Here is a 12,758-nt window from a genome sequence, read left to right as displayed (position 1 = left end):
AGAAAATACAGTTACTTGCCAAAGTAAAATAAGTTTTATGATGAAGCAAATTATCAAAACAGATAAAGCACCGGCACCCATTGGACCCTATAACCAGGCCATTAAAGCCGGAGAAACTATTTATTTAAGCGGACAAATAGCGATTAACCCCCAAACCGGCAATTTGGTTACAGATAATATTGTTGCAGAAACCCATCAGGTTATGCAAAACATAAAAGCCATTTTAGAAGCCAGCAAAATAAGCTTTGAACATGTTGTTAAAACAACCATTTTTTTAAGCGATATGGCATTGTTTGCGGCCGTAAATGAAGTATATGGCAGCTATTTTTCCGGCGATTACCCGGCCAGAGAAACGATTGCTGTAAAAGGATTACCTAAAAATGTACATGTTGAAATCAGCATGATTGCATTGCAGCATCTGTAACCTGTTGGTGCGTACCCGGAGCCGGTTTTACAAAATAGGCCTCTGCTTTGATGTTAAATTGCTGTTGATAGGCGGCTAAAATTGCCCGGGTTATTGCTTCTGCCGCTCCGTCCTGCATCATACAAAGAACAGAACCTCCAAATCCGCCACCCATTAACCGGGCCCCAATCACTTCCGGATAATTCCGTGTAGCCGCAACTAAAAAATCGGTTTCAGCACAGCTAACTTCATATAAATGGCTTAACCCTTCATGGGTTTGATACAATAATTGTCCAAAAGCTTTTAAATTTTGTTGTTCCAATTTTTCTACTGCCTGCCGTACCCTTTGTATTTCCTGTGTAACAAATAAACAACGTTTAAAAATTACTTCAGGTAAAACAGATTTGTTGGCTTCAACTATTTCAGGTAAAATATTTCGGAAAGAATGATAGTCTTTATGCAAAGAAGACAATATACTTAAACCCGCTTTACACTCCTCTCTTCGCTTGTTGTATTCGCCGGAAGCAAGACTATGATGTATATTTGAATTAATTAATACAATAGTATGTTCTTTCAAAACAAAAGGTACCCATTTATATTGAAGGGAAACACAATCCAATAATATGGCATTGGCTTCTTTTCCAAACAAATTCGCAAACATATCCATGATACCACATTGCACACCCGGATAACTATGTTCTGCTTTTTGTGCCAGCAAAGCCAACTGCAGGGTAGAAAGGCGGTAGTTGCATAATTCATTCAATGCAAATAACAATCCTGCTTCTATGGCAGCCGAAGAAGAAAGGCCTGCACCCGGCGGCAAATTACCGCCAAACACACAATCAAACCCCTCAACTGAAAAATTTTCCTGTTGCAATACATGCAATACACCCAATATGTAATTTTTCCATCCGTCCTGCTTTTGAATAGCATCTGTAGTTACAAAAAGTTCTTCCTGAATATCGGCCGCAATACAACGAATGGTGTGGGTATTGTTTTTTGAAATAGCTATCCAGATACCTTTATCAATTGCAGCCGGCAAAACAAATCCATCATTATAATCAATATGCTCTCCTATTAAATTCATTCTGCCGGGAGAAAAAAACAAAGCAGGAGTATGTTTAAATGTATTTTTAAAGATGCTGACAATGCGTTCCTGATCTTTATCCATTATGCAAGCGATTTTACTGTATATGAAGTACTAAAAATGTGATGTTGATTGGGTTTTAACCACAATAGCCCCATCTCATTATTAAACGCATCGGGAGCACTGCTTAAATTTTCAATGGCAATGCTGTTTCTATGTGGTGGAATATATACCTGCAAATAAGGATATGCTGTATCGGGTTGAATATACAGTTCCATTAAATTATTTTTGAGCAGGCAACGTGGAGGTTCAGATGCATTGAGGAGAAAGCAATTGTCTAAATCAATGCCTTTCAAATTCGTTCCCTTAACAAACCGATGGTCATCAATGGTTACGCCGGTAGGCAACAAGCGTTCATCAAATTCAACCTGCCGGTTACCGGTAAATTGAAGTGTACAATCATCTACACTGGTACCCAAAGTAAAATAAGGATGCCAGCCATCACTATAAGGAATAGCAGATGCATGGTGATGCAGTACAGTGGTTGTTACGGTAACTTTATTGTTGGTTTCTAATTTCCAATTCACCAATAATTCAAATGGGAAGGGATAACCTTTGTCGGAACCGGCATAGCGGTAGCGCAGCCCAACGGAGCAGGCATGTTCATCGGCATGTATGTTCATCACATCAAATAAAGCATCGTACACTAAACCATGAATGGCATGATCGCCTAAATAAAATTTCCCGATGGTATATGGATGACCATCTATTGTAAATTGTCCGTTTGCCATTCGGCATACAAAGGGCGCCAGTTTTGCGCTCTTAAAGCCATAGGTTATTTCTTTTAAAGCAGCTTCGGGTGTAGCAAATCCATCTATCACATTGTGTAAATGCCCGTTTGCAAATACATAGAATCCATTCATTAATGCACCCATGCTATAAATTTCAACCACCGTTTCATTTAATTCATCTTTTAACTGTATTACTTCAAATGGCGTTTTTGTAATGACTGAGCTGCTGAATCGCATACCTTAATTTTTGAGGCACAATGTAAAAATAAAATCTGTGTATCCACAAAAACTAACAACCGTTAACATCAATACCCTAATTTTGTTGGTCATTAGAGTGCATGAGCTATGGAACAAAAGAACCATTCAAAGATTAGATTGATTACTGCTGCCAGTTTATTTGACGGACACGATGCAGCGATTAATATTATGCGACGCATTTTACAAAGTAAAGGGGCCGAAATTATTCACCTCGGCCACAACCGCAGTGTTCAGGAAATTGTAGAAGCGGCTATTGAGGAAGATGTTCAGGGAATCGCCATCACATCCTACCAGGGTGGGCATGTAGAGTTTTTTAAATACATGAAAGATCTATTGGATGAAAATGGTTGCGGACATATTAAGATATTCGGCGGTGGCGGCGGTACCATATTGCCGGAGGAAATTGAAATTTTACATCAATATGGAATCACCAGAATATACTCACCTGATGATGGCAGGCACATGGGTTTGGATGGCATGATTGAAGATGTGCTGCAACAGTGCAGTACCGTTATATCTCCCCAATTAAAACAAATTGATAAGAAACCGCACCATTTTGCACTGGGAGAGCAAAAAGATGTTATAGCCATAGCACGAGCCATAACAATGGCAGAAAACAAGCAACCATACACAGCAATTACAGATTATTTACAACAAACCAATACTGCTCCTGCCATTATTCCCGTTATCGGAATAACAGGCACAGGCGGTGCAGGCAAAAGTTCGGTAACCGATGAGCTGGTTAGGCGTTACCTGCTTCAATATCCACAAAAAACCATCGCAGTAATCAGTATTGATCCATCCAAGAAAAAAACCGGTGGTGCATTATTGGGCGATCGTATCAGAATGAATGCCATAGCTGGAGCAAGAACCTATATGCGCAGTTTAGCAACCAGAGAAGACAATGCAGCCATCAGTGCGCATGCACAGGATGCCATTAACATTTGCAAAGCTGCCGGCTTTGATTGTATTATTGTGGAAAGCGCAGGTGTTGGCCAAAGTGATGCTTCTATTTTACATTGCAGTGATGTCAGTTTATATGTAATGACGCCCGAATATGGAGCAGCCTCTCAATTAGAGAAAATAAACATGCTGGACTTTGCGGATCTGATCTGTATCAACAAATTTGATAAAGCAGGCGCATTAGATGCGCTGCACGATGTACAAAAACAATACAAACGCAACCACCAATTGTTTCAGGCAAGTGTAGCTGAATTACCCATTGTGGGCACCATTGCTGCGCAGTTTAACGATCCGGGCATGAACACACTTTTTAATTTACTGATGCAAAAAACAGCAGAAAAATTAAATATACATTGGCCCATTGAACATCTACCGGCTACAGAACTGCATTTGCATAGCAATAAACCCTCTATTATTCCACCCAAAAAAATACGCTACCTGTCAGAAATTGTTGAACGCATCAGAGAATATGATGCATGGGTCATACAACAATCCAATATTGCATCAAAACTATATCAGCTACAGGGTGTTTTAGAAAACAAATGGTTGAAAGAAAATACAGACCTGCAAAATGCTGTAACCCAAACTTTACAACAATTAGACCCTGACTGTAAACAACGCATTGATGAATGGCCTTCAATCAAAAAACAATACCAGTCAGAATTTTTAAGTTATGAAGTTCGGGGAAAAGAAATACAGCAGCCCCTAACCGTTACCTCATTAAGCGGAACTGCAATACCTAAAATTATATTGCCACAATACAAAGACTGGGGTGATGTGTTGCACTGGCAATTACAAGAAAATTTGCCGGGGCGATTTCCTTATACTGCAGGTGTATTTGAATTGAAAAGAACAGGGGAAGACCCAACCAGAATGTTTGCCGGTGAAGGCGGACCGGAACGAACCAATAAAAGATTTCATTATGTATCGTTAGGGCAACCCGCTATCCGTTTATCAACCGCATTTGATAGTGTTACCTTATACGGCGAAGACCCTGCCTTAAGGCCGGATATATATGGTAAAATTGGCAATAGCGGAGTTAGTATTGCCACTGTTGATGATGCTAAAAAATTATACAGTGGTTTTGATTTATGTGATCCAAAAACTTCTGTAAGCATGACGATTAATGGTCCTGCACCCATTTTACTGGCTTTTTTTATGTGTGCTGCGATTGATCAGCAATGCGAAAAATATATTGAACAACACGGTTTATGGCCTAAAGTAGAAGCATATGCCACAAAAAAATATAACAAATTGCAGCGCCCTGTTTACTATAATCCCATGGCACCGGAACGTTTACCCGAAGGACATAATGGACTTGGCCTGCGGTTACTTGGTTTACAGGGTAGTGAAGTATTACCACCTGAAATTTATGCATCCATAAAAGCCAATGCATTGGCACAGGTAAGGGGTACAGTACAAGCAGATATTTTGAAAGAAGATCAGGCACAAAACACCTGCATCTTTTCAACTGAATTTGCACTAAAACTAATGGGCGATGTGCAGGAATATTTTATTGAAAATAAGGTACGTAATTTTTACAGTGTAAGCATTAGTGGTTATCATATTGCAGAAGCCGGCGCCAATCCCATTACTCAATTGGCATTTACCCTTGCCAATGGATTTACCTATGTAGAATACTATTTAAGCAGAGGCATGCATATTGATGATTTTGCTCCCAATCTGTCATTCTTTTTCAGCAATGGAATGGACCCCGAATACAGTGTTATTGGCAGGGTAGCCCGCAGAATTTGGGCCAAAGCCATGAAATTTAAATACAATGCCAACGAACGTTCCCAAAAACTGAAATACCATATTCAAACATCGGGAAGAAGTTTACACGCACAGGAAATTGATTTTAATGATATCAGAACCACCTTACAGGCATTGTATGCTATTTACGACAATTGTAATTCGCTGCATACCAACGCCTATGATGAAGCCATTACTACACCTACAGAAGAAAGTGTACGCAGAGCCATGGCTATTCAACTCATTATTAACCGAGAATTGGGAACAGCGCAAATTGAAAATTTTATACAAGGTAGTTTTGCAATAGAAACATTAACCAATATAGTGGAAGAAGCCGTATTGGCAGAATTTGACCGAATTAATGAACGGGGTGGCGTTTTGGGTGCAATGGAAAGAATGTACCAGCGCAATAAAATTCAGGAAGAAAGTTTGCATTATGAAACCTTAAAACACAATGGAAACTTACCCATTATAGGCGTAAATACATTTCTGAATAAAAAAGGCAGTCCAACTGTAATTCCCGGTGAAGTGATTCGTTCAACAACAGAAGAGAAGGAACAACAAATTCAAAATTTGCAGGCTTTTCACCAGAGAAATGCCGGGGTAGCCAATGAAAAACTGGCTTATTTGCAGCAAACTGCCAAACAAAATGGAAATTTGTTTACGGCCATTATGGAAGTAGTTCCTTACTGTAGTTTAGGCCAGATAACACATGCACTGTATCAGGCGGGTGGCCAATACAGAAGAAATATGTAATTTGTACTGATTTTAATCGTTCAACAAAACAAAAAAATTCATCTTTACTGTTCCTGACATTTTTGAAGAAATGGAAGTAGAATGTTTAATACAATTTAAATCAGAAACCATGAATAAAAGATGCATTGCATTAATGGTAGTTTTTTTCCCTGTATGTATTTTGGCACAAACCTCAAAAATTGATACCACGGTTTTAATTGGTAAAATTGGTTACAGAGTTCGGTGCAATAACAAAAATCCGAATAATAATTTAGCCAGCATCAAATTAGTAGGTTTCACCAATGCCCGTGACCCTGAGTTTTTTGTAAAAGGAGTAGTGAAGCAGGCAGCCATTGATGATTTTAATAATGACGGATTCCCCGATTTAATGATGAATGTGTATAACGGCCCGAATGAAATGTATGGTAACGTTATTGCATTGGTATCGAATGAAAACAAATCCGTATCCGTTGTTAGCTTTCCCGACATTTTAAATGACCCGAAACTAAGAGATGGCTATAAAGGTCAAGATCATTTTCAATTAATGGAAGGATTGTTGATGCGGAACTTCCCATTGTATGCTTCCAATGATTCAACTGCCTCCTATACCGGTAAAAAAAGGTTTATTCAATACCAGCTACAAAAAGGAGAAGGAGACCGTTTGAGTTTTAAACCAATGCATACCTACGAAATAGTTTCACCCGAGCATTGATTACAACTTATTTAACATCCCGTTGTTGTATTGCAATGCATCATTTTAATCAGAATACCATTGCCAATTGGGATCGGTTTTACAAATCCAATCTAATACAGAGTATTACAGGTTTTAAACCTGCCTGTTTAATAGGCACCATCAGCGAAACGGGACAACCCAATCTTGCAATCTTCAGCAGCATTGTACACTTAGGCTCTAATCCTGCATTAATTGGTTACATCAATCGCCCACTCAGTGCTGCGCCACATACTTTAGCCAATATACAATCTACACAAGTCTATACCATTAATCATATTAAAGCATCTTTTGTAAACAAGGCACACCAAACCAGTGCAAAATATGAAGCGCATATAAATGAATTTACCGCTACCGGTCTTACTATGCAATATATGCCGGGAATAACCACTCCATTTGTTGCTGAAAGTGCTATTCAATATGCATTGCAATTAGTTGAAGTGGTGCCCATACAACACAATCATACTTTTTTGGTGATTGGTAAAATCACAGATATTTTTCTAAAAGAAATAGAACCGGATGCAGATGGATTGATTTCTATTGACAAAGCAGGTTCATTGGCTTGTTTGGGTTCAGATACCTATTGCTGCGGAAATATTATACAACGCTTTCAATACGCAAAACCCGACCGTCCGGTTACGTCAATTTTATAAATAATTTGTTAATAGCTGCGCATCAAATGGATAAAATCATCTTCAAAAATATTTTCCAATTAAGCTTGAAAGTATTGTAAATACTGCTTTTCATGCAACCCAATTACTTCCTGTAAAATAAAAGCCGGAAATACTTCTTCCCTAAAAAATAAATTCTGGCACGCAATTGGCATTATATCAAATAGAACGGGTTTGGATAAGTTGCCCTTTCAGGAGTTTTCCCTATCCCGGATTTTTAAACCATTAAACCATTTTTTATGAAAAAGCTAATCATCGCAGCCGGATTATTTGTAGCGTTAGGCTTAGCCGAACATACACAAGCACAAGTTAGAGTGAATGTAAACCTTGGAATTGGCGCACCGGTTTATTATCCTGTTCCACGGCCAGTTGTTGTTTATGATGATCCTTATCCAGTTTGCGCACCCAGAGCTGTTATTGTAGTACCTACACGACGTAGATATGATTATTATGATAACTGGGGGAGAGATGATTATTATAACAGGGGGAGAGTAGTATATTATAATAGAGAAAGGAATGAACATGAAGGTCATAACCATGGTTGGGGTCATAGAGACGAAGGAGATGATGACTAAATAAAAAATATCAAGAACCTATGAAAACAAAAAGCCGCCCTGCAAAGAGGCGGCATTTTTTATGTTAAGGAAGTCAATGATACTCCGCTAGTATCCTGCATTTTGTGTTAAATTCGGATTCACAATAATTTCCCTTTTGGGTATAGGGAACACTAATTTAGGTGAATCGAAATTTAACGGTCCTACAGTACCCTGTGTTCTTTTAATGTCATGTAATGTAAACCCTTCAAAAGCCAATTCTAATTTTCTTTCTTTTAAAATGGCGGCAAGTGTTAACGTACCTGCAGTATAAGGCAACAAATTCACTCTTTGTCTTATTTTATTAATGTCATTTACCGGTGCATCACCCACTTGTGTACCCATTCTAAAATTAGCTTCTGCTCTGGTTAAATACATTTCTGCCAACCGAATTATGTGCACATTGCCATATAAATTATCGAATTTAGAAGTATAAATAGAACCTCCAGAATTATAGAACAAACCCAAACGGGCATCGCCTGGTTCATATAAATTTAAATGCGCCTGATTAATTTGAATATCACCCCTGCTTAATGGTGAATAGTACTCATTAAAGGTATTATAACCCGATGTAGGTGTTACCTGCATGGCAAACAAATCTTCGCTGGTATTGGCAACACCTGCCGGAGGATAAGGAGCAGGAAATGCTGCAGCATAAGTTGAGGTTAGCGCAAATCCGTTTGCGGTGGCAGTAGCAATAGCTCTATCGGCGGCGGCAGCTGCGTTGGTATAATCACCTTTTTGTAAATATACTCTGGCCAGCATGGCACTGGCTGCAGCTTTATTGGCATAGAACCCGTTGGTAGCAGGCAATAATGATTCAGCAGTAGTTAAATCGCTAATAACCTGTGCATATACTTCAGATACTTTATTTCTTTTTACTTTATTGGCATCAGTAATTCCTTCGGTAGGAGTTAACACAAGCGGCACACCGTCATTAACAGTTGGGTCACCATCATTCCATGCTTTGGCAAACAAGCGTACCAAATCAAAATACATTGCGCCACGAATAAATTTAGCCTGTCCTTCCACCGATGCTTTTTTATCAGCTGTAACCACTTTCAATGCACTCAATACATTGTTTACATCGTTTATAGCTTTATAGCTGGTTAACCAATTTTGAGTCGTAAAATTATTGTCAATAGGAATGGTTTTATTATAAATTTGAGTCATTCCCTGATAGGTTCCACTCCAGTTTAATTCAGCAAAATTGCCCAATAAATCGGGGGCAACAAAAGTTAATCCTCCATAAGCATTCTCCACGCCCATATCGGCATAAGCGCCGGTTAAAGCTACCAACACATCGCTGCTGGTATTTAATGCAGCGGTTTGATCAATACTTTGTGTAGGCTGCGTATTCAACATTTTATTGCAGGCTGTTCCATAAACAACCAACAGCAGCAACAGACTTTTATACATATATTGTTTCATAAAAAATTATTTCGTATTAAAAATAAATTTACATTATATTATAATCCAATATTTACACCAAAAACAATGGTTTTTAATTGTGGAGCAGAGTAAAAATCAACACCTTGGGTAATGTTACTAGCCAAAAAGTCGGCAGTAACTTCCGGATCCCAACCTTTGTATTTGGTAATGGTAAATAAGTTTTGTGCACGGAGGTACACCCTTAGTCTTTCCAATTTAATTTTTCTAATCAGGTTAGCAGGCAAATTATAACCTAAAGTCACCGCTTTCACTCTTAAATATGAACCATCTGAAATATAACGGCTAGAAGGATTGGTACCATTGGCGTAAAATAATCTGGCTTCCGGTACCATCGTTTTATCACCGGGTTTTTTCCAGGCAGCTAACTGATCAACCGTTTGGTTATCGAAACCATTACTACCGCTGGCTGACATGTATTGCCCGCCGCCATTATAAATATTATTGCCATATACACCTTGCAATAAAATATCTAAATCAACACCTTTAAAGGTAAAAGTGTTGCCAAAGCCATAAATGAATTTAGGGATTGGACTGCCTATCACTACATCCTGGGCAGCATTATAATCATTGGTAGTGCTCCTGTCTCTGCTGCCATCAGCCTTCAAAGTATTTTTAATGTACAATGCATCCCCGTTGGCAGGGTCTGCTCCTGCAAATTCACGTGCTACAAATACGCCAAGCGGTTGACCTTCCATTGCTTTATTTACATCAGTACCCAATAACTGGCCTCCCAGGTTAATTACTTTGTTTTTGTTAGCACCAAAATTTAGAGAGCTGGTCCATCTGAAATTTTTATTGGAAATATTGGTAGTATTAATGGTAAATTCAATACCGTTATTTTTCAGTCGGCCAATGTTTTTCAATTGCGTAGCAAAACCACTGGTACCGGGTATTTCCTGATTCAATAATAAATCGCGGGTATCGCGGTTGTAATAATCAATTTCAATGCTTACACGGTTATTGAATAAATTGGCCTCAATGCCAATATCTGTACCATAGGTAGTTTCCCATTTTAAATCGGGATTGGCAATTTGCGTAGGATGTTGCCCCGGCTGGCCACCATAAGGTGCATTTCCTGAATACAAACCTCTTGCAGCAAAATCGGGAATACGATCGTTACCATTACCGGCATAACCGGCTTTAATTTTCAAAAAGCTAAGCCAGCTTACATCTTTTAAGAAATCTTCTTCCGTTAAAACCCATCCTGCAGATGCGCCTAAGAATAAACCATACCGGTTATTGGCACCAAAACGAGATGATCCATCATAACGGCCTGTAACAGATAACAGATATTTGTTATTGAATTTATAGTTTATCCTTGAGAAATAAGAAACCAGGGTACTCGAAGTGGAGGAAGAGCTGGCATCGGTTTTAGATGCGGCATTGATTAATTTTTTATAGGCATCGCTGGGGAACTGTTCACCATTAGCGCTACTGAAATCGAAAGAGCGGTCGGTATAGCTGGTTCCCAGAATTACATCCAAATCATGCTTTTGTTTAAAATTAGCTTTATAGTTAAAATAGTTGTTGGTGGTTAAGTTTAACACTTGTGTAGTACCATAAAACCCACTGCCATTGGGTACGCCAATATTTCTGGCTGTTAAACGGCCATAGTAATTTTCTTCAAACTGGTTTAACTGGTCAACACCAAAATCGGTATGAAAACTTAAGTTCTTTGTTAAATTGGCAGTAGCATAAAAAGTACCAACAGTTCGGTTTACCAAAGTATTATAAAAACCATCAATAACACTTAACAATGGGTTGTAATACACCGGATAATTGGTATTGGGGGCTCCGCTATTGGGGTCTAAGGCGCCACTGATTAAGCCGGTACGGGGGTCAATTAATGGTGTAATAGGTGATAAAGCCACGATCTGCAAAGGGGTAGAAAAAGCATTATCATTCGATACTCTGCTGTTCATAGATCGGGCAAAAGCCAAATTTACACCTGCTGTTAACCAGTCTTTTACTTTATGTTCCAAATTAGCCCTGCCGGAATATCTTTTATAGTTGTTGTGCACCAAAATACCAGCCTGGTCTAAGTACTGACCGGAAACATAAAATTTAGTTTTTGCATCGCCACCGGAAATATTCAGGTCATATTCAGAAATGGGTGCATTTTGAAAAGCCTGATCCTGCCAATTGGTATTTACTTTAGCAGTTTGCCAGTCATTGTTACCGGCTGAGTAGCGGGTAAACCGGCTGTTTACAAAATTTAAATAATCCTGTTGAGCAGCCTGTAGTGTAGAATAATAACCGGCCAGATAATCCTGATTAGCGGCACCTAATGCTGCCTGGGTAAAATAATCAACATATTGTTTTGAATTTAAAAACTCGCGTTTACCGGTAGGTTTTTGTGTACCGGTATAATAGTTAAAGTCTATTCTGGAGGTACCGGCTCTCCCTTTTTTTGTGGTAATCAGCACAACGCCATTAGAAGCGCTAGCACCATAAATAGCAGTAGAAGAAGCATCCTTTAAAATTTGAATGGATTCAATATCATTCATATTTAAATCGGCCAAAGCATTGGTAGCAGCAGTAGTGCTGGAAAGATTATCAGTAGTAATAGGAATACCATCTACTACATACAACGGTTCATTGCCGGCAGATACAGAAGATGCACCACGGATTTTAATGTTTATGGCCTGTCCTAATTTGCCATTTTGTTGCGATACCAATACGCCGGCAGCACGGCCCTGCATGGCACTTTCAAAACTGGTAGCGGGGGTATTGGCTATTTCTTTGGCTGTTACTGTAGAAACAGCTCCTAATACATCTTTTTTAATTTTGGTACCATAGCCAACCACCACTATTTCGTTGAGGCTTTTATCTGCCTCCGCCATTTTAATGGTAAGTGGTTGACCGGTTAAACGGACAGCCATATCGCGATAGCCTACGTAACTAATTTCTAAGGTAGTAACCGATTGGGGTACTACAATTTTGAAATTTCCTTCGGCATTGGTGGTGGTAGCCTCATTGGTACCTTTTGCTTTAATAGTAACTCCCGAAAGTGGTTTCCCATCTTGTTGGTCGGTAATAGTACCGGTTACGGTTACGGTGGTTTGGGCCTGTACATGCAGCATAAGCAACAATACAGCGCTCATAAAGAGCATCAGCTTTTTTCTCATAAATGTTGTTTTAGTTAAACGTAAATACTTGCCAGTGAAGCAAACTACAGAAAAATCTTTAAAAAAAATAAAATTGTGAAGCTTAAAAATTAAGAACGGCTGATAAAAAGTAAGAATGGTTTAATAAAAAGTGTTTATGTTGATGTGCCCACAAAAAACAGGCGGTAAGAATACCGCCCGGAATTGAATAGAAAA

The 12,758-nt window shown here is 38.9% G+C and carries 9 protein-coding genes; 5 read left to right on the top strand and 4 right to left on the bottom strand.

Features of this window, described 5'->3' with window-relative positions; all coding sequences use genetic code 11:
• Nucleotides 1-37: 37 nt before the first annotated feature.
• Nucleotides 38-424 (top strand): RidA family protein, encoded by a 387-nt coding sequence (locus tag A0F92_RS04670; RefSeq protein ID WP_317038887.1) that lies wholly within the window; start codon nt 38-40, stop codon nt 422-424.
• Here A0F92_RS04670 and galK read toward each other — a convergent pair.
• Entirely contained in the window at nt 396-1,574 is a 1,179-nt protein-coding gene (galK, locus tag A0F92_RS04665; protein ID WP_068242192.1) for a galactokinase, read from the bottom strand. The genes A0F92_RS04670 and galK overlap by 29 nt on opposite strands.
• Entirely contained in the window at nt 1,574-2,518 is a 945-nt protein-coding gene (locus A0F92_RS04660) for an aldose 1-epimerase (RefSeq protein ID WP_167516816.1), read from the bottom strand. The genes galK and A0F92_RS04660 overlap by 1 nt, the downstream gene beginning before the upstream one ends.
• 108 nt (nt 2,519-2,626) lie before the next feature.
• On the opposite strand from A0F92_RS04660, the gene A0F92_RS04655 reads away from it, so the two are divergent.
• From A0F92_RS04655 to A0F92_RS04640, 4 genes are all read left to right on the top strand, one after another.
• Nucleotides 2,627-6,010, top strand: a complete 3,384-nt coding sequence (locus A0F92_RS04655) for a methylmalonyl-CoA mutase family protein (protein WP_068242190.1) — start codon at nt 2,627-2,629, stop codon at nt 6,008-6,010.
• Between the two features lie 109 nt (nt 6,011-6,119).
• On the top strand, nt 6,120-6,701 hold the full coding sequence (locus A0F92_RS04650) for a hypothetical protein (protein ID WP_167516815.1): 582 nt from the start codon (nt 6,120-6,122) through the stop codon (nt 6,699-6,701).
• A gap of 35 nt (nt 6,702-6,736) precedes the next feature.
• Nucleotides 6,737-7,372 (top strand): flavin reductase family protein, encoded by a 636-nt coding sequence (locus tag A0F92_RS04645; protein ID WP_068242185.1) that lies wholly within the window; start codon nt 6,737-6,739, stop codon nt 7,370-7,372.
• 257 nt (nt 7,373-7,629) lie between these two features.
• The gene (locus A0F92_RS04640; RefSeq protein ID WP_068242183.1) at nt 7,630-7,965 is read left to right on the top strand and encodes a hypothetical protein; all 336 of its coding nucleotides are present in this window, start codon (nt 7,630-7,632) and stop codon (nt 7,963-7,965) included.
• A gap of 87 nt (nt 7,966-8,052) precedes the next feature.
• Here A0F92_RS04640 and A0F92_RS04635 read toward each other — a convergent pair whose 3' ends face one another.
• Together A0F92_RS04635 and A0F92_RS04630 are read right to left on the bottom strand one after the other, a co-directional pair.
• A complete protein-coding gene (locus A0F92_RS04635) occupies nt 8,053-9,414 on the bottom strand; it encodes a RagB/SusD family nutrient uptake outer membrane protein (RefSeq protein WP_068242181.1) in 1,362 nt (453 codons plus the stop codon).
• Between the two features lie 38 nt (nt 9,415-9,452).
• Complete coding sequence (locus A0F92_RS04630; protein WP_167516814.1) at nt 9,453-12,563, bottom strand: SusC/RagA family TonB-linked outer membrane protein; 3,111 nt, start codon at nt 12,561-12,563, stop codon at nt 9,453-9,455.
• Between the last annotated feature and the right edge of the window lie 195 nt (nt 12,564-12,758).

The organism is Hydrotalea flava, assembly GCF_001623405.1.
Lineage (GTDB): Bacteria > Bacteroidota > Bacteroidia > Chitinophagales > Chitinophagaceae > Hydrotalea > Hydrotalea flava.
This window is presented reverse-complemented; position numbering and strand designations above follow the sequence as displayed.